This window comes from Paenibacillus sp. D9 (assembly GCF_001188365.1).
GTDB lineage: Bacteria > Bacillota > Bacilli > Paenibacillales > Paenibacillaceae > Paenibacillus_O > Paenibacillus_O humicus.
Window position 1 is genome coordinate 3904103 of record NZ_JZEJ01000001.1, and the last position, 23585, is coordinate 3927687.

The window sequence follows — 23585 nt, forward strand, 5'->3', positions numbered from 1 at the left end:
GAACGAATAGAGAAGAGGGAGCCGCGGCTCCCTTTTTTCGCTTGGAGCCTTGTTTATCAAAGCCTCCGAGCTCCGTTTATCAACGCGGAAGCTCGCCGCGGCCATGCGGAAGGCCGGCTGGGAGGCCGGATGGCCTGAAATTATACGCAGACTGGGGAATCGGGACTATGGCAGCAACGACACGCAAGGGAAGGGACGGCGGACAGCCTGCCGGCAAAAAGGCGGACGACGCCCTGCATAAGCTCCATTCCAGGCCAAGGACGGCAATTGTCCTGATTGCTGCCGGTGCGGCGGCGCTTCTGTTCAGCCTGGCGCTGTCGGTCTCGTTCGGCGCGATGGATATCAAGTTCCGGATGGTATGGGAAGCAGTCTTTCATTACAACCCCGACTTGAAGGAGCATCAGGTTATTCAGGAGCTGCGCCTGCCGCGTGTGCTCGGATGCATGCTCGTCGGCAGCAGCTTCGCGGTTGCAGGAGCGGTCATGCAAGGAATGACGCGCAATCCGCTGGCGGATTCAGGCCTTATCGGCCTCAATTCGGGAGCGACTTTTGCGATCGCGCTCTGCCTCGCCTTTCTGCCCGGCCTTCCGTACCGTTATGTCGTGCTGCTGGCTTTTGTCGGAGCAGCGCTGAGCGCGGCATTGGTCTTCGCTCTCGGTTCATCCGTCCGCGGAGGGCTGACGCCGACACGGCTCGTTCTCGCCGGCGTGACGCTCTCGGCGCTGCTGACGGCTCTCAGCGAGGGCATCGCGCTGTACTTCCGCATCGGCCAGGATTTGGCCTTCTGGTTCGCGGGAGGGGTCGCCAACATGCGCTGGCTGGAGCTGAAGGTCATGACCCCATGGATCGCCCTTGCGCTCGCTGGAGCCATGGGGCTCTCCCGCTCGATTACAATGCTGAGCCTCGGCGAAGAGGTGGCCCGGGGACTGGGCTTGCGCTCCGGGCTGGTTAAGGGGCTTGGCCTCGCCATCGTCGTCGTGCTGGCGGGGTCGGCAGTGTCCGCCGTCGGCGCCGTCTCCTTCGTCGGGCTGCTCGTGCCGCATCTGGCGCGCAAGCTTGTCGGCGTCGATTACCGGTGGATCATCCCGACCTCGGCGGTGCTTGGAGCGCTGCTCGTCGTGCTGGCCGATCTGGCGGCAAGGACGGTCCATCCGCCTTTCGAGACGCCGATCGGAGCGATGATCTCGCTGATCGGCGTTCCCTTCTTCATCTATCTGGCCAACAAAGAACGGAGGGAGCTGTAGACGATGGGCGCATTCATGTCCGAATCGGAGCGGCGCAAGCGCAGGAAAGCCTGGCTGGTCGCCGCCATCCTGAGCGCGGCGATCGCCGTTGTTTTTGTCGTCAGCATGAACACCGGGGTGATCCGGCTCTCTCCGATCGATGTGCTGCGGACGCTGGCCGGAGGCGGGACGGAGCGTCAGCAGCTTATTCTGTTCGACTTCCGCCTGCCGCGGATCGTCATCTCCTTGCTGATCGGAGCCGGCCTGGCGGTATCCGGCGCCGTGCTGCAGGCGCTCTCGCGCAACGCGCTCGCGGATCCCGGAATCATCGGCATCAATTCGGGGGCGGGGCTGATCGTGCTGCTGTTCATCGCTTACTACCCGGCGCCGGCTGCAACTCCGGCCTACCTGCTGCCTCTGCTGGCCTGGGCGGGAGGAGGAGCCGCCGCCGCGCTCGTCTTCCTGCTGTCGTACCGGAGGCATAAGGGGCTGTCCTCGAACCGGCTCATCCTGAACGGCGTCGCCGTCAACTCCGGCTTCGCCGCGGTGACGATCGTCGTCTCCCTGCGGATCAACCCGGAGCAGTACCAGTTCGTTGCGACTTGGATGGCCGGCAGCATCTGGGGCAAGGACTGGAGCTACGTGCTGGCGCTGCTGCCGTTCATTGCGATCCTCCTGCCCTATGTCTTGTTCAAGTCCCGGACGCTCAATGTGCTCAACCTGGGCACTCCGATGGCTACCGGGCTCGGCGCGTTCGTGAGCCGGGAGCAGGTTCTGCTCCTGGCCGCCGCGGTCGGGCTGGCCGGATCCTGCGTGGCCGTCAGCGGCAGCATCGGATTTGTCGGCCTCATCGCCCCGCATCTGGCCCGCCGTCTTGTCGGGCAGCGCTATCAGGCGCTGCTCCCGGTCACGGCTCTGTCCGGAGCGCTGCTCGTCATGGCTGCCGACACAATCGCCAAGGTGATTCTGCAGCCTGCGGAGATTCCGACCGGCATCATCGTGGCGGCAGTCGGCGCCCCGTATTTTCTTTATTTGCTGTACCGCTCGAAGTAGAGGCATGTTCAGCTTATTCAGCAGCAGCCGGCCGGAATAGTTCCGGCTTTTTTTTATGCCTGCAGGTGGGTTGCGAAGCAGAGCAGACTCTCTATCTTTATGAGTAGGCGTATATACCTATTAATTTTTATTATATCAATATATTAATATATAATATTTTCGCTTAATAACAAGGAATTTATCTAATTTGGAAATATATATCGACAAATTACTACCTTAGTCCTATACTAAATTCATATTTGGAAGAATAAAACAGTGGGGGTATTACTATGCGCATTCGTTTGAAAAATGCAGCAGGCGGGATTAAGGATGCAAAAGTCGGATTTAGCTGGACGACCTTTTTCTTTGGCTTTTTCCCGGCTCTTTTCAGAGGCGATTTGAAGTGGGCTGTCATCATGTTCGTCGCATCGGTTGCGGTCGGCATTTTTACATTAGGATTTGGCGCTTGGGTACCGGGAATCATCTTTTCCTTCATCTACAACAAAATGTATATTAAAGAGCTTCTGGAGAAAGGGTACCACCCTGCCGATCAGCACTCTCAAAACGAGCTGCAGTCCAAAGGCATTATTGCGGCTTAATTCGTGTTGGGGAGCGCCGATTGTCAAGCCGTCTTTAACCTATAGCGAAACCCAGGGTTGATCCGGCAAGCAGCTGCTCCTCCATTCCCTGATCGTTGAAGGCCTCTGCTCTCGAGCAGGGTCTTTTTTTTCATGAATCGGCTTAGGCAGACGATCCGCGAAGAATAAGTCGGGCCGGCGATGGAAATCATTTGGTTAGCTTCGCTCAAAGAAAGGAGGACTTCCCATGAAAATCACTTTTTTGAAGTTGATGGCGTTCATCGCCGTTGTCTTGTTCGCCGTTCCAGCCCAGGGCAGCGCCCACGCTGCCAAGGACCCCATCCCGATGCTGCAATCGCTGTCCCAAGTGTCGGCCAATCAGATTCGGATCACCTACGACCGCAGCGTGGATGTCGTCAAAGCCATGCAGCCATCCAACTACTGGGTTCAGAGCACGACGGACGCAGCGCCGAGCGGCATCGCTACACTCGGCAAGGATGACAAAGTAATGCCGGATAATGCCCTGACTGCAAGCCAGGTTTCGATCAATCCGGTCGACGGCCAGAACAAAAGCTTCGTCCTGACCTTCAGCCAGGCCATTCCGGCAGGCCAGTCCTACAGGCTGATCATTTGCTTCATCACGGTTCCCGGAGGCGCGCCTTACAGCGGCGACAACGGAATGGCCGTATTTACGGGGAAATAGCCTGAATGGAACAGGCGGCGGCCAGCTTTAGGCCAGCTCTCTTTCCGGCTCCAGGCTTCATCCTTATCCAGGAAGAGCCCTTGAATCGTATTCAAGGGCTCTTGCCTATGTCCGGTTCCGCCCGCAGCCCTCATTTTCCATTTTTCCGCTCTTGCCGACGGGCAGCCAATTCCGTTCGCATGGGCCTATCGAATAAGCTTCATCCTTTGACTGCAGGTCGACAATCAAATTGACAAAGCCGACCCTTTCGCTGGATACTTGAATAAATCAGAGTCAATTAATCGGGATTGAGGAGCGCGTCACGCCTTTTCAAAGGAATCAAGAAAACTGCTTTTGCGCTAGCGGAGTCTAGCCGGAACATTCCGGCAGCGCCAGGAAAACCGTCCATGCCGGCGTAACATGGCGGATGGGAAGAGAGCCGGACGGAGCTGCCGCTCGTCTTGAACGTAGAGGAAACGGCGGCGTGCGGCGCTTGAGTTCAAATGGTATGCTGGAGGCCTAGAGAGGCGTCTGAAGGGAGAGGAAACGGACATGAAGAAAAACCGAATCGGTTCATCCGGTCTGCTCGTCGGCGAGATCGGCCTCGGCTGCATGTCGCTAGGCACGGAGGAGGGCAGGGCGGTCTCGCTCGTCCATGAGGCGCTGGAGCTCGGCGTCAGCCTGCTGGACACGTCGGATCTGTACGATGCCGGGCGCAATGAGGAGCTGGTCGGCCGGGCGATCAAAGGACGCAGAGACCGCGTCATCCTCGCCACGAAGGTCGGCAACCGGCGTTACCCCGGGCAGGAGGGCTGGACATGGGATCCGTCCAAAGCCTATATCCTGTCCGCTGTGAAGGAGAGCCTGCGCAGGCTTGGCACGGATTATATCGATCTGTACCAGCTGCATGGAGGGACGATCGAAGACCCGATCGATGAGACGATCGAAGCGTTCGAGCAGCTGAAGCAAGAGGGAGTCATCCGGGAATACGGCATTTCCTCGATCCGGCCGAACGTCATCCGGGAATATGCCACACGCTCCTCGATGGCCAGCGTGATGAATCCTTACAGCATCGTCGACCGCCGTGCCGAGGAAGAGGTTCTGCCCCTTCTGCAGGATCGGGGCATCTCCGTCATCGCCCGCGGTCCGCTCGCGAGCGGAGCGCTTGCTGCAGGCCGCCGGCCGGCCAAGGGCCTGGCGGATTACAGCCTGGACGAGCTTGGCGAGCTGCGGAGCGGATTGGAACGGCTGGCGGCTCCGCAGCGGAGCATGACCCAGCTGGCGATCCGCTACTCGCTGAGCCATCCGGCCGTCGCCGCCGTCATTCCGGGAGCGAGCTCGCGGGAGCAGCTGCTGCAGAATATCGCCGCTGCTGAGGTGCCGGAGCTGACCGAGGAGGAAGTCGGAATCATCCGGGGACTGAGCAAGGCGAATGTCTATGCTCAGCATCGGGAACAGGCGCGACCTGAACGATTCAGAGAGGAATGAGGGAATGGGGTCTTTTTTCAGCAATATCAAGCTTGAAATCCCCCGTACCATGACGTTGGCCGAGCTCGAGGAAGCGTTGGACGCCATCATGGACGGACGGAGTTATGAACGGAGCGAGGCGCCTGCCGACCGGGCGATCCATGTGGCCTGGGATCGGAACGGCAAGTGGCTGACCATCTACGACGAGGGCAACGCTGCCGGCGATTGGGACGAGCTGGACGGCATCGCGGGGGAGCTGTCGCTTCGCGCCGGCACATACGCCGTGAGCAATACCGTACTGGACAGCGATCTGCTTCGGATGAGGCTCTTCGAGCAGGGCCGAGCATCGGATATATACATCAATGATCCGGAGCTCTACAACGAGATGATGAATGAAAGCTGCGACAGCAAAGGAGAGCTGTCCAAGTGGCTTCCGCTCCTGAAGGAGGGGCCGGACGAGCTGCTGCTGGCTGGGATTTGGGAGAAGGAAGAGGTTTTCGCCGAGGATAAATTGGCCTTGTTGGCCGATGCCTACGGATGGTCGGCTGCGGCTTCCGGCATGGGATTGTCGGAGTGGGAGGAGCTGGGGCAGGATCATGCTCCTGCCGTTCTTCGCCTTTATTTCCGGGAGGTATCCGAGAGCTGATTGCTTGCTGTCTCCGCAACCGGCCTTGCGGGTTGATGCAAGGATATTCATCTACCTTGATGGTTCAGCTGCAGAGGATATGAAGCCGAACAGAACGACGAGAAGAAGCCGCCCGGGGAGGGCGGCTTTTTCTCGTTTAAGAAACGGGTCGACTCCCGTTGAATAAGGTCTTGTGAAAATCAAGGTCTCTTTTTTTAAGCTCCAATTAACTTTTCATCTCGATTCTAGAAAATGTAGAGTTACAAAGTATGAATCGGCCATATTTCCTTTATCTTCCATAATTGCGTAACGATCGCGTAACGGCAGCTCCTGTATGCTTGATGGGAAGAAATACCTACAACAAAAGGCATGGAAAAAAGTAAGAACCCTGCATGATTTTCCAACCATCCATTCAAGGAAAGAAGAGAGGCAAAGAAAATGCATCGTTTAGCGAAATGGAAACAAGGCATAGTGCTGATGCTGGCCATGCTTCTTCTGCTCGGCAATGCCCTGACGGCGGCCGCAGCAAGCTCGTACAAGATTACTTCTACGGTGACACAACCCGATGGAAGCAAGCTCGTCAACCTGATCGCAAGCATCGAAATAAGCGGCAGCGACTTCTTGTCGATGGCGGAAGACGGAATCACTCTGTCTCTCGAGGACGAGAAGCATCAGCAGCTCGGCCCTTCCATTCTTCATCAGGTGGACAAGAGCCAGACGGTGACGGGGGATGTGTACCCGATCGAAATCAACGATCTTTCCTTCGGCGCGCTGAAGCCCGGTTCAACATATATCTTGAAGGCAGCGTACAAGGGAGAAGGCGGCGAGAATCGCGTCCAGACCCAGGAAGTGAACATCCTCCAGCCTGCCTATACATTTGAGATCAAGCATGCCGAAAAAGGCTCTGCGGATGAAATCACAGCTGAGGACGGCACCGTCCGCTCCGATGATGCCTCCGTTACCGTACTTGTGCGGGATGAATACGGGACTCCAGCTATGAATAAGGAGGTTCGCATCCGATGGGACTATTACGAATTCTCCGTCAAGACAGACAAGAACGGACAGTTCGTGCTGCTCGGAACCGATCAAGTCATCTCCCCTTACGCAGGCAAAGTGCCAGTCGCTTTTGTTCTTGTCGATTCCGGCCTGTCTAGTTACGAAGCCGCAACGGTCTACTTCCAGGACATGATCGACAGTCAGTATGCCGGCTACAACGTAGCCGAGCTTCGCTTCCTGGACAAGGACGGACGGCTGACGGCTGAAAACGAATCTTCTCAGGGTTTTACGGGGGGGAACGGCGGACGGGGCTACTCCGTCCCCGGCATCTCTGTCTATTTATCTTCCGGTGCATGGGGAGATTTTCAAAGAATATCGAAGGCGGGCAATGGCGAAGCCTATGTATACAGCGCCACGGCTCGGGAATTGATGCCGCCTGATGGCTTGAACAAGGTGAAGCTCATCCTGGATGCCAGTGCGTACGCCCGCATGAATCTGGACTTCAGATGGAACGGGCAGCCTGCAGCGCTTTCCGGCCTGGCCATGAACGAGGAGACTGCTTCTCCCCAGGATTCGGTCATGATGAGCGATTATGCTCAATCCTTGCTTCAAGGGGCAACAACCGTTTATTTGCCCAAAGGCAAAGCTTACAGTTACCTGGCAGCCTTGAACCTTCCCTCGGGAGATAAAGCCCTGGTCTATTCCCAATTTGTTGCGGAGACCGGTGTCGCTCCGGGCGCCGACTTGAATTCGGCTGATTTCTCTGCCATTTCGATTCAAGCCGATTACCGCAGTGAAGGCGAGCAGACTGTAGTCCGAACCGGCTATATGAGCGAACAGCAGAACTACATTCAGACCAAGCTTGCGGTAAAGGCCGGGAAGAAGGTGTATCTGGCCAAAGGGAAAGAAATCTACAAGCTGAATGCCGCCGTGGACGCAATGGGCAATGAAGTGATCGCGGCATCCGGCTTCACTCCGATCAAGGACGGCTACTCGTTCCATACAGGCTCTTCCATTACGGGAACGATCAAAACCATGGTGTACGACTATTCGGAAGCTGAAGAGCGGACCCGCTTCATCCTGGGCGAAACGGTCTCCTTCTCCACCAACCTGAAGGATGCTTACGGCAACGAAGCCGATCCTCTCTCCTGGATCAAGCCTGTCATCAAGAAGGACGGACAAGCCGTGGCCGACGACAGCTTCGGTATCGGTTTCGATCTCGAGGACCGCCAGGGAATGAACCGGAGATACAATCTTTCTTACAAGCCCTCGGAGACGGGCTCCTATACGGTTGAATTCAAACTGCCTCAAAATGAGGCGAATGCTTCCCGTTTAATTGGCGCCTCTTCGTTTGTCGTTGCTCCCAAGCGCGAGATGGACTTCGAAGTTCGGGACAACAATGGAGCCCTTGTGGACATGGTCAACAAGCCCTATCTGACCTACGAGCAAGCCAGCGATCTCACGTTTACGGTGCGCGAGCATAGGACGGGTCAAACGGGACCTGTTCTGGAAGGCGTCCAGCTCAAGCGGGCAGGCGATTCGAGTGTCATTTCCTCCAGCGACGCGAACGGCGTCATCAAGCCGGGTCATCAATTGACCAGCACAACGCTGTTCTTCAGCAAGCCCGGTTATCTGACCCGACAGTTCGCATTGACGGTCATTGATCCGCAGCGGGAAGCCGTTATCCGGATTTCCGGGCTTGATCGGCCGGAATCGTCCGCAGGCCTGAACGTGCCGGGAGGCAAGGAACTCCGGGAGGCTCAGATTTTTGCGACGATCAAGGAGAGCAACGGTCGGATCTCGACAATGCAAAGCTACACTCCGTGGAATGACACGGCTGCATATCTGGTAGTACCCGCTCCGTCCGAAGTGACGGTTGATCTTGTCCGCCGTTCGATGGTCGACGAAAGCAAGCTGGGCGGTTCGCCGTTCGGTTATTATCTGGTCGGCTCGCTCCAGACGGAAGCAGGCTGTGACTATCATCTAGCTCTGGATGCGAGACAACAGCAAGTCGCCCTTGTAAAAGTATCCGATTCCTTAAATCGGGTCACCTTCATTCGCAAGGGACTGGAAGGGCAGTATTATCCGCCTGTACTCTCCTACAGCTTCTGGGGAGAGGCGATGAACAGGTTTTATGCCGCTAAGGGCTTTTATGACGTGCTGGCAACGTGGGGAGAAGGAAAGGGAGTCTATTATTTCAAGGACTTCAACATCAAGGATGATGTCGTGACGCTGGCGGCGGCTCAAGGTCCCCAGAGCCTGGTCAAGCTGTTACCCGATGCCGACAGCACGATCAGCAGCATCGAGTATACGACCGATAACGGCAGTGTTCTATCGGCCTATACGGATAACGGCCGTTCGGGCAATGCAGTGGCTGTGACCCCGGGCAATATTCGGGTTACGCTGGATACGAGAAAGGGTCTTTACGGCTACCGGTACGGCATTCACTTGTCGCAAGACGAGCTGAATTCGGGTGGAACGACCAAGCTGTCCGCTACAGACATCGCCGGCATCGGCTTGTTCGATGTGGACAAGGAAGGGAAATTGAAGATATCTACTTCGTCGCCTTGGATAAGATGGGGGCTGGTGACTGGTGAAGGCTACGCCGTTGAAAATTATTTCAGATCAAAAAGGGTCATCTTCAACAATGCAACCTTGACGGAGAGGGAAGAAGTCAACCCGACGAACATTTTCTGCAGCATCAAGGATTCCTCCGGCAAGGAGATCTACTCCTACTCGCAAGATCATTTGCCTAGTTATATTTACTTGCCATCAAGCGGCGAGTATACGATTACCGCTTCCCTGATCTTCCAGGGCAAGACCTATCAGCTGGACAAGAAGTTCATGCTTGAAATCTCGCCGGATGGAAATCTTGTTCCGGGCGTGGAGCCGCCGGGGGGAGATGCCGGAGGAACGGATCCGGGCAAGCCCGACGGCAACGGCAGCGGTACTGGAAACGGCAACGGCACCGGAAATGGCAACGGCACCGGTAACGGAAATGGAGCCATCGGGTTTCCGGGGGGAGCGGGTCCCGTGGCTGTCCCTGGCGGCAGAGGATCGTCCGGTGAAGCGGCGGATAAGCTGGCGCAGCTCGCGGCCGGCCAAACGGATGGGACGGTCCCTGCCAAAGCGGCAGAGCTTCTCCGTTCTATGGGCACATCGTTGAAAACCGCACCGGACAGCGCTGCAGCTGCCCAGTCGCTCAAGGACGTATCGGCTGCTCTCGCATCCTTGGCGAAGCTGCTGGCGGCGATGACGAGCCCGCAAGATAAGGAGACGGTCGCCAAAGCTATCGTTCAGATGGTGAACGACTCCCGTTACGCCCTTGAACGAATGGAATATGATGCTAAACCAATTGATTCGGCCAAGCTCATCATCCAACAGGCGGCCGCCGTCCTGGAGCAGCTCAGGCTTGCCGACAAGGAACTGGTCGGCGCCCTTCAGAATTCGCTCGTAGCCCTCGGCAGCAAAGCAGCCGAGAAAGCCGGGATCGTGGAGCTTCCTGCTTCGAGCGCTAGAATAGACGGCAATTCCTTGCAAGCATCCATGGATGCGGACTTGATCAAACGCCAGCTGGATACAGCCAAGTCTGCATTGGAGGAAATCAAGCGCAGCACAGCTGCGGTTGTCGGAGCGGATAAGGCATCTGCGATTGAGGCAACGGCTGTCATCGTCCTTCCGAAAACGGATAAGCATGTGACCAAGCTGTCTTCCACCCTGCCTTCCGAGATGATCAAGGCCATCCAGGACAGCGGCCTGGCCGGACTGAAACTGGTTATGAACAATGCTTCCTTTACCATTGAACCCGACACTTTCGGCACCGTGCCTGCCGGCCAGGAAATTACGCTGGCAGCGGAAGTCGTGGAGAATCCGACCGTAACCTCGCCTGCGTCCGTACAGCAGCTGGCCAAAATTCCAGTCATGGAATTCAGCGCTTCCGTAGGCGGCGCCAAAGTGGATTCATTCGCAAGTCCAATGCCGGTAGCCATTGACGTATCGGCCATTGACCTGTCCAAGTATTCGGAAGCAGACCTGACCAGCCTTACGGTTTACCTGCTCAATGAAAAGACCTTGTCGTGGGAGCCGGTCGGAGGCAAATACGATCCGATTACCGGAACGGTACAGGTCCGCCGCGGCCACTTCAGCAAGTATACGGTGATGAAACCAAGCCTTGCCTTCGCGGATGTCGCTTCCGGCCACTGGGCATCCGGTGCTGTGACGACACTGCTGAACAAGGGCGTTCTGGACCGGGAATCGAAGTTCAATCCGAACGCCAATGTAACGCGCGAGCAGTTCACGGCCTGGATCATGCGCGCTTTCGGATGGGAATCCGGTCAAGCGAAGGCGGCTTTCAAGGATGTAGCATCCGACAATCCTTATTCGGAAGCGATCGCTATAGCCTACAGCCAGGGAATTATCCAAGGTACCTCAGCCGATGCATTCGCACCTAAGGCGGCGATTACGAGGCAGGAAATCGCTGTCATCCTGACCCGGGCCTTGGCCAAATATGAGGGTGTGAAGCCGGAGAGCGGCAGCGCCGATCTCTTGAAGAGCTTCAAGGACCAGTCCAGCATCTCGCCATGGGCCAGGCAAGGCGTCGCTCTGCTGGTCAAACAAGGACTTGTTACCGGGTATGGGGATCAGACGTATCAGCCGAAGAAGCTGACAACCAGAGCCGAAGCGGCTTCCCTGCTGTTCCGGATCTACAGCCAGCAATAGGATAGACCAAAAAGACGGACGCCGCTTGGGCGCCCGTCTTTTGGTCTTGTTGAAGCGGCTTGATGCGACGTATAAGGGATCAAGAGCCCAGCAAGCTATTGATCTGCTCATCCTCGGGATGGTAGCTCAGCGCCTTCTTCAGGAGCAGGGCGGATCCATGCGGATTGCCGTTTCTTCGCTCGGTTGCGGCCGATTGCTTGAGAAGCTCGACCAGCTTGTTTTCCATCCGCAAGCGGTACTCGTTGAACCATTCGACATAGAAACCGGACATCAGGGTACCCGGCAGGTTGGCCGTCAATTCCTTGCACTGTCTCAATTGACGATCGGGGTTCGCTTCGACAAGCGCCTGGTCCAAATCCTCGTTCAATTTCGAAGCGTCGCAGCGCACGATTCCGTTCAGGGCAATATGCTCCTTATCCATGCGGAGAGCGGCGGTTTCGGTTCCATCAGGTTCAAGCTGTTTTTTGAGATGGTTCAAGTATACCCTTAGATTTTTCAACGCAGAGTTAAGGGGAATATCCGGAAACAAGGCATCGCAGATCTGCTCCCGCGTTGCAGAGCGATGGAGAGCAAGATACAGCAGCAGGCTCTTGGCATAACGCTGGTTCCATCCAGCCATAATCGATTCTCCGTTGACGGAGACGCGGAAGAAACCCAGAACCTGGATACGGATTACCCGGTTGGATTCCAGCTTTTTCATGCCTTCTTGATACACTTCGTCAAAATAATTCATCACCTGCTCGTTCTCTTCCTCGTTGAAAGGGTAAGCACGCCTTTGATGAAGGACAGGCTTGCCGATAAAGTCCTCGATCCATTCGCAAGCCAGCCGGGGCTGATCAAGAAAAACGGCATTCGCCGAATGAGGCGCGATCAGGAGACGGGTTTTTCTCAACAGTCTGGAAGCCAGTGTGTAAGAGGTGAGGGACAACGGGTCTTGATCTCCTATAATGCAGAGAGCAGGGTGAGAGATGTAGTCATAGTCCGAGAACGGACTGTCCTCTACGTACAATTCGAGGAACCGGAAGTAGAAATCCGCATTCATCCTGCCGTAGGCGGAGACAATGCTCTGGAAGCTTGGGCTGTCTTCCGAGGCTCCCGTCATGCTTTTGGCCATGTCCATGCCGAGATGGCGCATCGAGTGGATCTGCGCCTGGGCTTTGCGGGTCTGGATGAAGGCGGTGAGCGGCTTTCGGGGGCAATAGGCGGGAATAGCCAGGAAGGCCAGGCTGAGAATCTGATGCTTGTAACTTAGGCTGTACTTCAGAGCCAGGCTGGCGCCTGCACTGTAGCCGACCAAGTGAAAGGACTGCAGCTCAAGAGCGTGGAACAGCTCCTGCATGTCATCCACGAACAAACCCCAGCTCAGCCCGGAGGTGCCGGCTTCCGTTAGGCCATGCCCTCTCAGGTCAAAGGTCACAAGGCGGAAGCTCTGGCTGAAATAAGGAAGCATGGGCTCCCAAATGCTCATGTTCAGGCCTATTCCATGAACGAATACAATGGTACCCGACTCGGCGTGCGGATTATGGATGTCGTACTGGACGTGTATGTCGCGGATCGGAACGAACGGCATTGAAGCCTCCAAGAGGTAGAAATAATATGTATGTGAATCAAATATATACAAAACCTGGATCGGAATCTATGGGTTGCGGAGTTGGCAATCGAAGAAAATTTGTTTTATATCCAGACGGGGAGGTAGCCCGGGATTGCAGGCCATGCCAATGGACGGGCTCCGGCGGCGCTGATATGATGTTGGTTAGGCGATGACAATTTGAAACCAGGAGGGATCGGATGCGGCTTAAGCGCTGGAAAAGGAATCTGGCCTATCACGGCATTCGCTTGCTTCGGCAGCGGCAGGGATCCCACCGGATCTCGCTTGGCGCCGTTCTGGGATTGCTGCCCTGCTGGTACCCGACCTTCGGAATCGGTCTCGCGCTGTCGCTCGGTCTGATCCGCCTGTTCCGCGGCAATGCCGTCTCCGGAATGCTTGCGGCTTCCGTCGGGACCTTCCTGTGGCCGATTCTCTTCTATGCCAACTACCTTACGGGACAGCTGTCTAGGGAGCTGTTCGCCCGACCGGCCGAGCCGGAATTGGCCGAGCTTCTCTCCGAGCCGGCCGCGGACATCAGCTACGAGGAGACGGCCGACAGCCTTGGCGCGCTGAGCGGCATCGGCGTTGATTTCCTGATCGGCTCCGTGCTCAACAGCATCGTCGTTTCCGCGGCGATGTACGGTCTGCTTCGAATTCTCTGGACCCGGTATCGCCTTCCGCTGCTGATGGGTGTGCGTGCCCGCGCCGCAGGTGCGAGAGCCGTGATGGCCGAATCCTGAGTGGAACCGAAAAGACGAAAGACGGCGCCGCGGACGGCGCCGTCTTTTTTATAGGGGGATTGCCGCCATGCTCCTACGCAAGCCCTTCCAACCCGAACGTATCCGCCAGGCCTCTTCTGCCTGCCTCGGTCACACGTACCGCGCGGCCTCCCGGTATCCGCTCCAGCCATTGCAGCTCCAGCAGCCTCGAGGCGATGGCGGCGCCGAGGCTTCCCGCCAAGTGATGGCGCCGCTCGCTCCAATCCAGGCATTTCCGGGCATAATGCCGGCGCTGGCCTGCCGGAGGATCGACCCGGACTTCAAGCATGAGCAGCTTCTGCCGGCCCGACTCGGCAAGCGCGTAATCAGGACCGGAATCATTCAGGAAACCCAGGGCAAGCAGACGGTCCGTCAGCGCGACCCCGACCTTCCCGGCGAGATGGTCGTAGCAGGTGCGGGCATGGCGCATATGCCTCTGCTCGTCCGACTCGCGCAGCGACTTCACGGCCTTGGCCGGCGCGATGACGAGCATGGCCTCCAGCGCTTGGCCGACCTCCGGACCGGCCAGCCGGTAATAGCGATGGCGTCCGGAGGCTTCCTGACGGAGCAGACCGCCCTCCACAAGCTTGGCTAGATGCGCGCTGGCCGTCGCTTTCGATACCCGCGCCGCCTGGGCGAGTTCTCCGGCAGGCAGCGATTTTCCTCCCATCAGGCTCATCAGCATCGCCATGCGGGAGGCGTCTCCGATCAGAGCGGCAATTACAATCATGTCGGGAAGCCGGGTGCTGTCCATGTTCCTCTCTCCTTTGCATGCATCGTTCGACGGCGGACGAATCAACCCCATGCTACCATGATTGCATCCGAAACATAAAGGAGCAGCCGGCATGAATCGTTATCTGTACGGGGCGCTAGTCCTTCTCGCTACCTTCCTCATGGGATCCTCGTTCTCGGTCGGCAAAATCGGACTCGCCCACGCGTCGCCGCTGCTGCTGGCGGGATTGCGCTTCACGCTCGCCGGCCTGCTGATGGCGCCGTTCTTATGGCGGAAGCCGCTGCCCGGCAGGCTGTCCGATTGGGCCAAGCTCGCGGCGATCGGACTGTTCCAGACGACGGGGGTCATGGGCTGCATCTTCCTCAGCATGCGGACGATTCCATCGGGGGAGACGTCGATTCTGACCTTCGTCAACCCGCTGCTTGTCATCGTCCTCGGCTCGTCCTTTCTCGGAATGCGCTATCGGCTCGCCCAGTGGCTCGGGGTGCTGATCGGAGCCGCAGGCGTGTTCATCTCTCTGGGAGGCTTCCGCATGCATGCGGCCGAAGGGACCTGGCTGGGCCTCGGAGCGGCTTTGTTCTGGGCGGCCGCCACGCTTATGGCCAAGTCATGGGGAGCTCAGTTCAACAGCTGGATCCTGACGGCGGGGCAAATGCTGTTCGGCGGCGTGATGCTGCTCGCGCTGAGCTTCCTGGACGAGCCGGTCTCTCTGGACCTCAATCCATCCTCGCTGGGCGCGCTGCTGTATTTGGCCGTCATGGGATCGATCGTCCAGTTCGCCTCCTGGTACTATGTGCTGAGCCGCAGTCCCGATCCCGGCAAGACGAGCTCGTTCCTGTTCCTTGCGCCGCTCTTCGGCGTTCTGTCCGGACACTTCATTCTGGGGGAAACCGTCCAGCCGGCTTTGTATGCGGGAGGCGTCTGTATTCTGGCCGGCATTTTCCTGGCCAATCGGACCGGATTCCGCCGGCCATCCGCCACTGCGGCGGGGGAAGGAGCCTCTCATGCATCGGAAAGGAAAGGAAAGGCAAGGAGCAATAATCCGACAAAATAGATCGGAATAATGTTGACAATGGCGGGCGGGAGCTGTAGACTCTCTGGTGGACGCCGCTGTCATCCTATAGCAGGGTCTGCCCGGCGAGATTCTTGGCCATTCCCGCAGACCGCACCGTCTTCTGATATTCTCCCCGGCACGGCAGTTCCGTACGGGGGATTTTTTCGTTCAAGCTGCTTCGGAATTATACAAACGTATGTTCCTGTGGTAAGATGAATGCATACATATAGTTTGCGGGTTAAAGGAGTTTTGTTTCATGAATGACATTTCAACTGTTCTGGATGAATTCGAATCGGCCTCGAAATGGGCACGGAGCCTTGACGTCGCCGGGCACGCTTGGAATCGCCCGATTGCGGAGGGCAAGGCCACGATCGCAGGAATCGTCTCTCATTTGCTCAATTGGGACCGTTATCTGATCATCTATACGATACCCTCGGTCTTAAAGGGAGAGGATATCCTTTTCCCCGAGTTCAACGCCTTCAACTTGTCGGCCTACGAGTATGCCGAATCCGGGGTGAAGCAGGAGCGGCTGCTCGCGGAATTCGCCGATACGCGCATGGAGCTGTGCGCCCTGCTGCGCTCTATCGGAGAAGCAGATCTGCTCCGGGCCGTATCCGTCAACGGAGCCTCCCACTGCCCGCATACGGGCAGCCCTTACTCTCTGCTCTACGTTATGGGAGAATTCGTCGACCATGACCGCCATCACCAGAAACAGATCGAGCTCGCGGCTTCAGCCCGCTCGGTGAGCAGCTAGAGCCAGCCGCCGCATGCCGGCATCGCGGCTGATGCGGACCTTGTTCCCGTAACGGCCGCTTCCAGCTTGGCCGTTACGGCGGGAATTTCGCGCCCAAAGACACCTTCAACAACCTCTTGAAGGTGTCTTTGGGCTTTGCTCCTGGCATGAGCTTCATCTCTTAGGCGAAAAAATCGAAAAAATTCCTTCTCATACTCATCAATATCTTTAGCGTTGGTTAAATTTTTATCTGGGCTCGGAATATTTATAATGATCGAAAGATGCCAAATCTGAAATGTCCTTTTCTATTTAATATTCTAGATTTTGACCAACTATATTTAAATCGGTAGTTATCGAAAAGCATTATGATGATGCTAAAGCCACACCTATTGATAGATTCGCTTTCGATTTCTATCAGAACACCAAATATACTTACCGAGGTGCTGATGCTGTAGATAGCGACTCGGTAAAATCGAACGAAGAGCAAATGGACAAATCTCTTTCCAAGATCAAATAACACAAAAGATCCCCCGTAGCCATACAGGCCGGCGGGGGATTTTTTATTGTAACAGATACAGTATTTTTGTTTCGTTGTCCCATTTGACGCTATAACCGAGCGCCTGCAGCATCTCGGCAACTGGTGTGACGAGCTTTCCGTCGACGATCTGCCCTGTAGCCAGCTACTTGTTATAGGCAGGAACAAGTTCAGTCTCTGCTAAGGGTGTTGAATCGAATTCGGCAAGCAGATCTGCCACGGTACCGGCATATTCATTCAGATCCACGGCGCCACCGATGCCAGCAACTTTTCGGAGGATCCGCCGACGTGTCGCCGTCTACCGTTGATTTCCGCTACTGCACGGAGCCCAAAACCCGCTCCCGGACCGTCTTCTCCGCAGGCTTGCCGTGCGCCAGCTCCAGCGCCCAGAGGACGGCGCCGGCAGCAGGCGGAGCTTCGAGCAGGACATAGCGGCACTCCTGCCCGGACAGGCTGCCGACATGGTGCCTGAACCGGTCCCGCATGATGGGGGAGGCGGCCTTGACCCAGACGGAGCCGGCCATGACGATGTCGACCGGCTCCTCTCCGAAGTCGAGCCCGCGGATGCAGCCTGCAGCGGACAGGGCCATCTGGCGGGCGGAATGATCGACCGCCGCGAACGCCGCTTCGTCTCCCGAAGCGGCGGCTTCGAGCAGCACGGTGACGAGCTCCGTATACGGCAGGGAGCGGGAAGCCGCCGCCTCGACGACTGCCTCGATGTACCGTTCCTTGTCGTCCAGGCCGAGCAGCCTCATGACCGGATCGGTCATGGCGGTCGGCTGGCCGAGCCGGAAGAAGGCGTCGTAGACGATGCGCAGCGCCCGGCGCGCCAAGTAATAGCCGCCTGCCTCGTCGCCGGACAGCTCGCTGCCGACGCCGCCGATTTGCAGCCGCCGGCCGGAAGGCGAGATGCCTCCGGTGCAGGCGCCCGACCCGTTGATGGAGCAGATGCCGCTGCCGGATTCGCTGCCGGCCTTCACCCCGAGGAAGCTGTCGTTGTCCATCGCGAAGCGTGCGAAGCCGAGCTCCCCGATGATCCGGTTCAGGCTGGCTTTCTGGGAGGCGATATCCGCTCCGGCCAGGCCGAAGGCGGCTGCCGCAGCATCCTCTGCGCGCAGCCCGTTGCGCGAGAGGAGCAGGCCGAGCTGTTCGCCCATGACCCGCTTGGCGCTGATGTAGCCGTCCTTGAACTGCTCGTGGCTGCAGGTGCCGGAGCGGATGGAGTCGATCTTCCTGCCGTCCAGATCGAACAAATAATAATCGGTCTTGCTGTTGCCGCCGTCAACGCCGATGACGCATGCGTTCTTCATGTCATGGTCCTCCCCGGCGCCTTATGCGAACTGCGGGAGATATTCCCGGTGAGCTTCCTTCAGCTCGTCGAAGCAGGAGCGGGCCGCGTTGTAATCGCCGACGAGCGGGTTCATCATGAGGGCGCGCATGGCCGCTTCCTCGCTGCCGGACACGGCTGCCGCCACCGTCTCGCGCTCGTAGGCCTTGATCATGCGCATATAATCGCGGATATGGCCGTTGTCCAGATTTGGCAGATGAATCGGCTTTGCTCCGTCCTTGCCGATGACGGCGGAGATTTCCACCGCGTCGCCGTCTTCCATGAAGCCGAGAGCGCCGTTGTTCAGCAGGTTGACGACATGAACCTCCTGCTTGTCGTTCCAGATGGCGTCCACAAGGCTGATGGCCACCTCGGAGTAGTTCGCCCCGCCGCGGGATGCCAGCAGCTCCGGCTTCGCATGAAGCTTGGCGTCGGCATACATGCCCAGCAGGTCCTCCTCGATCTCCATGCAGCGTTCTCCGCGCGATTGCCGGCTTTCCATGAGTATCTTCAGCTTTTTGTTTTTGAAATAGTAATATTCCAGGTAAGAAGAAGGGATGGCGCCGACGAGCTGCACGAGCTCCTTGCTGAAGCCGCTGGAAGGGATGTTCTTCATCGTCTCGCTGTTGAGGCCGACGTCGAGCGCTTCCTGCAGGTAGTCCTTGCCGTCGTGCTCGATGGCCGTGATCCAGCTCAGATGGTTCAGGCCGACATAGGTGAGGCTGGCGTCGGGCAGCTCCATCGAAGCGCGGATGCTCTTGAACATATTGTAGGGAACGTTGCAGAGGCCGAGCATCTTCACCTTCGTATGGGTGAGGATGGCTTCGGTCAGGATGCCGGCCGGGTTGGAGAAGTTGATCAGCCAGGCATCCGGGCACAGCTGCTCCATGCGCCTGGCGATGTCGAGCATGACCGGAATCGTGCGCATCGCCTTGAAGAAGCCGCCGATGCCGCACGTTTCCTGGCCGATCATGCCGTGCTTCAGCGGTATGCGCTCATCCAGCACGCGGGCAGGCAGCTTGCCGACGCGGATCTGGCCGAGCACGAAGTCCGCTCCGCGCAGCGCTTCGTCCAGATCCGGAGTAAGCACGACGCGGCAATCCATGCCGGCCGCTTCGATCATGCGGCCGCTGAGTCCGCCGACGATGCCGAGCTTCCGCTCGTCGATGTCCATCAGCGCGAGCTCGCTGAGCGGCAGTCCTTCCTTGCGCTTGATGATGCCTTCGATCAGTTCGGGCGTGTACGTGCTGCCGGCTCCGATAATGGCGATTTTCATCCCGTATTCCATCTCCTTTAGCCTTTGCTGGTCCAACCGGACGCTGAGAAATGCGGCTTGCCGTCTGTCCGCGCGAGCGGCTGTCGATCTCCGCCGCCAAGCCGGCGAAGCCGTTTTGCTGGGGTCTTTCCGTTATGTGGGCTATTCTAGCACAGGTTTTCCGGTACGGGAATGAAAAATTGAAATTTTTATTCGAATGATATATAAATAATTAAAATAAAATTTTAGTATCAGGATGGAGACAGCCGGATTCCTCTTTATCGTCATCCTGGATCGAGACTTCTCTATTCCGCGCGAGCCTTCAGCGGCCCGAAGTGAGATTCCAGCCGTTTTGCTTGGACAACCCTTGTTTTTCGCGCCGGGAGCGTATACGATAATGGCGCTGAACAAGCAGATTTCATCGCCAGCCAAGCGGCGGCAGCCGAGCCGATCGCATCGTCCTTTCGAGCGGCGACGGCGGACGGCCGCTTCAAGTAGAAAATAAAAAGAATGCTGCGCACTTCATAAATCTTTATTTCAACCGGAAACGGCAGGAGGCGGCCTATGGCAATCAACGACAGCGTTCTCATCAAAATCCGTGAGCGGAAAGACAGCCTGACTCCTGTCGAGCGCATGGTAGCAGAGTATATTTTGGAGAACAAGGACGAGATTCCGCATCTGTCCATCAAGAACCTTGCGCAGGGAAGCCGGACCAGCGACGCGTCCGTCCTGCGCTTTTGCAAGACAATGGGGTTCAGCGGCTACCGAAGCTTCATCGTGAGCATATCGGCCGCGCTCGGCTACAAGGAAGAGACCGGCGAGGAGCAGTATACCGACATCCAGCCGGGAGACGACCTGCAGACGATCATCTCCAATATCGGCCGCAACAACATGATGTCCATCGAGGACACGCTCAGCCTGCTCGACCGGGATGCCGTGGCGCGCGCGGTCCAGGAGCTCCGCACCTGCAGCCGCATCTTCCTGTTCGGCATCGGCGCATCGGGACTCGTGTGCGAGGATGCGGAGCAGAAGTTCACGCGCATCAACAAGAACTGCCACGCCTATCTGGACGGCCACAGCCAGCTGACGGCCGCGACGCTGCTTCGCGAGGGCGACGTGGCGATCTTCGTCTCGAACTCGGGCGGTACCGAGGAGATTCTGGACTCTCTCGACATCGCCTGCAAGAGCGGCGCCCTGACGATCGCCATTACCAAGTACGGCAAGAGCGAGCTGTCCGAGAAAGCCGATCTGCTGCTCAGCATCTCCACCCCGGAGATCACCATCCGCAGCGGAGCGATGGGCTCCCGGATCGCCATGCTGACCGTCATCGACATGCTTTTCGCCGGGGTAGCGAGCGCGGACTACCAGCAGGTGAAGCATTATCTCTCCCGCAGCCATAACATCATCGCCAGCAAACGCAGGAGATAGCGGGAATCATGTATTCAAACCTCCCAAAAAAGGGCATTCGGGGCTTGAAGCTCCGGATGCCCTTTTTTTGCGGGATGCGGAAAACCGAATTTTATGTTAACTTAACTCCCATGAAATTCATCTTTTTGGACAAGATCTGATATAAAATATCAACATAATGTTTTATTTTAAAAATTTATTTCAAAATGTATTGACCACCCCGTTTGCGAATGCTTAATATTAGAGATGCAAGACGCAATCAACGAATCGATCCGCAGGCGCCTTGGCGCCGCGATCCAGATCACGTTAGGGGAATCAAGATGAATGAATACCTTGCCAGCTTGACGACGGAGGGAATCAATCCCGATACGCTGTCCATCGACGATTGCTCGACCGAGCAGATGCTGCAGCTGATGAACCGGGAAGATGCCAAAGTGCCGGCGGCCGTAGCTGCCGAGATTCCGCTGATATCCGAAGCCGTGGACGTCATTTACGAATCGTTGTCGAACGGGGGCCGCATGTTCTACATCGGAGCCGGAACCTCGGGAAGGCTTGGAGTGCTTGACGCCTCTGAATGTCCGCCGACCTTCGGCGTTGATCCGCTCCTTATCCAAGGGTATATTGCCGGAGGGGACCAGGCGCTGCGGACGGCGGTTGAAGGCTGCGAGGACGACGGGGACGAAGGCCGCGCGGCGATCGACCGGATCGGCGTCACCGACAAGGATGTCGTCGTGGGCATTTCCGCCAGCGGCAGCGCCGCCTATGTCATTGAAGCGCTTCGCCGGGCCAGCGAAATCGGAGCGGCCGCCATCGGGATCGTCAACAACAAGCGGACGCGGCTCAGCGAAGTGTGCGACATCTGCATCGCGCCGGTCGTCGGCTCCGAAGTCATCTCCGGCTCTACGAGGCTGAAGGCGGGAACGGCGCAGAAGCTGGTCCTCAACATGCTCAGCACCTGCACGATGGTGAAGCTGGGCAAGACGTACAACAACCTGATGGTCGATCTGAAGGCGAGCAACAAGAAGCTGTACGACCGGTCCCTGCGCATCATCCAGAACGCTTCAGGGGCGGATGAGGCGACTGCGGCACGCGCTCTTGAAAGGGCTTCCAAGGACAGCAAGCTTGCGATCATGATGATCAAGACCGGCCTGGAGCCGGACGAGGCGAGGGCGGCGCTGGACGCCAGCTCCGGCAACCTCAAGGCAGCGATACGTATCTGCGCACAGGCCAACTAAACCGCTCAGGGCCGGATGCGAACCTATAGAATTGGCTCACCAATAAAAGGGAGGATCTTGAAATGAAAAAAAGATCAAGATTTGCCGCAACCGCACTCGCGCTCGTCGTCTCTGCCGGCGTCGTATCCGCCTGCGGAAGCAACAATGACGGCGGCAATGCCGCAGCAGGCAACACCGGCTCGGAAGGCGCCGGCGCCAAGAAAGACACGATTACTGCCCTTCTGCCTCCGGTATCCGCCAACTTCCAGGCCAACTTCAACCAGATGGAAGCCGAATTCACCAAGCAATACCCGAACCTGACCCTGAAAATCGAGCCGGCCAGCTGGGAAGACATGACCCAGAAGCTGGATACGCAGGTGAACGCCGGCAGCCCGCCGGATATCGCCTTCATGGGCTCGGAAGGCATCTCCAAATACGTTCCATTGGGCATGGTGATGGACATCAAGGACGCCGCGACGCCGGAGATGATCGCCGACTTCGACGAAGGTCCCCTGAAATATATGTACAACGGCGACGGCCTGTACGGCTTCCCGGCTTACATGGAAGTCCACGCGATCGGCGGCAACAAGCCGTTCCTCGAGGAAGCCGGCATTGATTGGAAGAAGGTGCAGCAGAACGGCTGGACGTTCGACGAGTTCCGCGAGGCGATCAAGAAGGGCGTCGTGAAGGAAGGCAATACGACGAAGCGCTACGGCTTCGTATTTGCCACCGCGGGCGTTACTTCCAAGGACTATCTCGGCATTCTCGTCAAGAACGCCGGCATGCCTGCCGCCTTCGACAAGGATCTCAAATATGCCTATACCAGCAAGAACTATCTGACGCTGCTGACGAACATCCGCCAGATGATCGACGACGGCTCGATGCCCAAGGAGCTCAGCTCCATCGACGCGGGCAAGCGCTGGAACATGTTCCTGACCGGCCAGACGATGATTACGGGCAAAGGCATGGCCGTCTTCGAGAACTCGTCGCGCCTGAACAACGAGAAGATCGACAAGAACGACGGCAGCGCCGTCAAGGACAGCATCAAGACCGATTACGTCGTGCTTCCGGTGCCATCCTTCGCAGGACAGCCGGCCGTAGCCAACTCCATCGTCGACGGCTACGTTACGTTCCGCGGCAAGAAAGAGCCGACGGCCGAGCATAAAGCGAACGTCGCCAAGGCAGCCTACTTCCTCGCCAGCGGCCAGGTTGCGGCAACGACCAACGGCGAGCTGTTCTCCGCTCCGATCACGAAGAGCTCGCGCAAAGCGGCCGAAGGCATGGAGAGCAAGCAAAGCCCGGAAAACAAGGCGGCGGTAGAGCATCTGCTGTCGACGGCCGCTCCCGCCCGTCCGGACATCCCGGCCGAGCTGGGCGCCAAGGCGATCAAGCTGGAGACGGAAGTCATCGTGCCGAAGCTGCAGGCGCTGCTCGCGGGCGAAACGACACCGGAAAAAATGTACGAGGACGTGAAAAAGGCCGCCATCGATACGTTCGGCGCGGACGGAGTCGTACAGGATTAGCCTCCAGCTCGGATAGCCGCCACAAGCGGCTATCCGATCTCTTTTATCGGATCGGAAACAAGGACAAGCGCAAGCTTTATCCCTCTACTCCAGGCAAGCGAACGCCCGCCGGTCAAGGCGGCCAAGTCGATCTGCT

The 23585-nt window shown here is 57.6% G+C and carries 18 protein-coding genes; 13 read left to right on the top strand and 5 right to left on the bottom strand.

Going from position 1 to position 23585, the window contains the following annotated elements; translation table 11 throughout:
• Positions 1-167 precede the first annotated feature (167 nt).
• The 7 genes from VE23_RS17555 (at position 168) to VE23_RS17585 (ending at position 11322) form a co-directional block, all read left to right on the top strand.
• Entirely contained in the window at positions 168-1244 is a 1077-nt protein-coding gene (locus VE23_RS17555) for a FecCD family ABC transporter permease (protein WP_049868684.1), read from the top strand.
• 3 nt (positions 1245-1247) lie between these two features.
• Positions 1248-2276, top strand: a complete 1029-nt coding sequence (locus VE23_RS17560; RefSeq protein ID WP_049868685.1) for a FecCD family ABC transporter permease — start codon at positions 1248-1250, stop codon at positions 2274-2276.
• A gap of 269 nt (positions 2277-2545) precedes the next feature.
• Complete coding sequence (locus tag VE23_RS17565) at positions 2546-2854, top strand: hypothetical protein (protein WP_048744150.1); 309 nt, start codon at positions 2546-2548, stop codon at positions 2852-2854.
• Between the two features lie 226 nt (positions 2855-3080).
• Positions 3081-3536 carry a hypothetical protein gene (locus VE23_RS17570; protein ID WP_021878775.1) on the top strand — a complete coding sequence of 152 codons (456 nt, stop codon included), beginning with the start codon at positions 3081-3083 and terminating at the stop codon, positions 3534-3536.
• A 531-nt stretch (positions 3537-4067) separates the two neighbouring features.
• Positions 4068-5003: an aldo/keto reductase gene (locus VE23_RS17575; RefSeq protein WP_049868686.1), complete on the top strand. Its 936-nt coding sequence runs from the start codon at positions 4068-4070 to the stop codon at positions 5001-5003.
• A gap of 4 nt (positions 5004-5007) precedes the next feature.
• Positions 5008-5628 (top strand): hypothetical protein, encoded by a 621-nt coding sequence (locus VE23_RS17580; RefSeq protein ID WP_049868687.1) that lies wholly within the window; start codon positions 5008-5010, stop codon positions 5626-5628.
• 417 nt (positions 5629-6045) lie between these two features.
• Positions 6046-11322, top strand: a complete 5277-nt coding sequence (locus VE23_RS17585) for an S-layer homology domain-containing protein (RefSeq protein ID WP_084781571.1) — start codon at positions 6046-6048, stop codon at positions 11320-11322.
• A 79-nt stretch (positions 11323-11401) separates the two neighbouring features.
• Here the strand turns inward: VE23_RS17585 and VE23_RS17590 are convergent, their stop codons facing one another.
• On the bottom strand, positions 11402-12892 hold the full coding sequence (locus VE23_RS17590) for an alpha/beta hydrolase (protein ID WP_049868689.1): 1491 nt from the start codon (positions 12890-12892) through the stop codon (positions 11402-11404).
• Positions 12893-13110: 218 nt separating this feature from the next.
• Between VE23_RS17590 and VE23_RS17595 the strand changes: the two genes are divergently transcribed.
• Positions 13111-13650 (top strand): DUF2062 domain-containing protein, encoded by a 540-nt coding sequence (locus tag VE23_RS17595; RefSeq protein WP_049868690.1) that lies wholly within the window; start codon positions 13111-13113, stop codon positions 13648-13650.
• Positions 13651-13723: 73 nt separating this feature from the next.
• On the opposite strand, the gene VE23_RS17600 is transcribed toward VE23_RS17595, so the two are convergent.
• Positions 13724-14422 (bottom strand): ArsR/SmtB family transcription factor, encoded by a 699-nt coding sequence (locus VE23_RS17600; RefSeq protein WP_049868691.1) that lies wholly within the window; start codon positions 14420-14422, stop codon positions 13724-13726.
• Between the two features lie 91 nt (positions 14423-14513).
• Here VE23_RS17600 and VE23_RS17605 point away from each other — a divergent pair, with 91 nt between their 5' ends.
• Entirely contained in the window at positions 14514-15455 is a 942-nt protein-coding gene (locus VE23_RS17605; RefSeq protein ID WP_049868692.1) for a DMT family transporter, read from the top strand.
• Positions 15456-15711: 256 nt separating this feature from the next.
• Positions 15712-16209 (top strand): DinB family protein, encoded by a 498-nt coding sequence (locus VE23_RS17610; protein ID WP_049868693.1) that lies wholly within the window; start codon positions 15712-15714, stop codon positions 16207-16209.
• A gap of 828 nt (positions 16210-17037) precedes the next feature.
• Here VE23_RS17610 and VE23_RS17615 read toward each other — a convergent pair.
• From VE23_RS17615 to VE23_RS17625, 3 genes are all read right to left on the bottom strand, one after another.
• The gene (locus VE23_RS17615) at positions 17038-18033 is read right to left on the bottom strand and encodes an N-acetylglucosamine kinase (RefSeq protein WP_049868694.1); all 996 of its coding nucleotides are present in this window, start codon (positions 18031-18033) and stop codon (positions 17038-17040) included.
• 21 nt (positions 18034-18054) lie between these two features.
• Positions 18055-19326: a 6-phospho-beta-glucosidase gene (locus tag VE23_RS17620; RefSeq protein WP_232316986.1), complete on the bottom strand. Its 1272-nt coding sequence runs from the start codon at positions 19324-19326 to the stop codon at positions 18055-18057.
• A gap of 284 nt (positions 19327-19610) precedes the next feature.
• Positions 19611-19880, bottom strand: a complete 270-nt coding sequence (locus tag VE23_RS17625) for a hypothetical protein (protein ID WP_049868696.1) — start codon at positions 19878-19880, stop codon at positions 19611-19613.
• On the opposite strand from VE23_RS17625, the gene VE23_RS17630 reads away from it, so the two are divergent.
• The 3 genes from VE23_RS17630 to VE23_RS17640 all read left to right on the top strand — a co-directional run bounded on the left by VE23_RS17630 (position 19870) and on the right by VE23_RS17640 (position 23449).
• Positions 19870-20733 (top strand): MurR/RpiR family transcriptional regulator, encoded by an 864-nt coding sequence (locus VE23_RS17630; RefSeq protein ID WP_048743915.1) that lies wholly within the window; start codon positions 19870-19872, stop codon positions 20731-20733. The two genes, VE23_RS17625 and VE23_RS17630, sit on opposite strands and share 11 nt — an antisense overlap.
• Before the next feature lie 299 nt (positions 20734-21032).
• Positions 21033-21947 carry an N-acetylmuramic acid 6-phosphate etherase gene (murQ, locus tag VE23_RS17635; protein ID WP_048743914.1) on the top strand — a complete coding sequence of 305 codons (915 nt, stop codon included), beginning with the start codon at positions 21033-21035 and terminating at the stop codon, positions 21945-21947.
• Positions 21948-22009: 62 nt separating this feature from the next.
• On the top strand, positions 22010-23449 hold the full coding sequence (locus tag VE23_RS17640) for an ABC transporter substrate-binding protein (protein ID WP_021878764.1): 1440 nt from the start codon (positions 22010-22012) through the stop codon (positions 23447-23449).
• Positions 23450-23585: the final 136 nt, after the last annotated feature.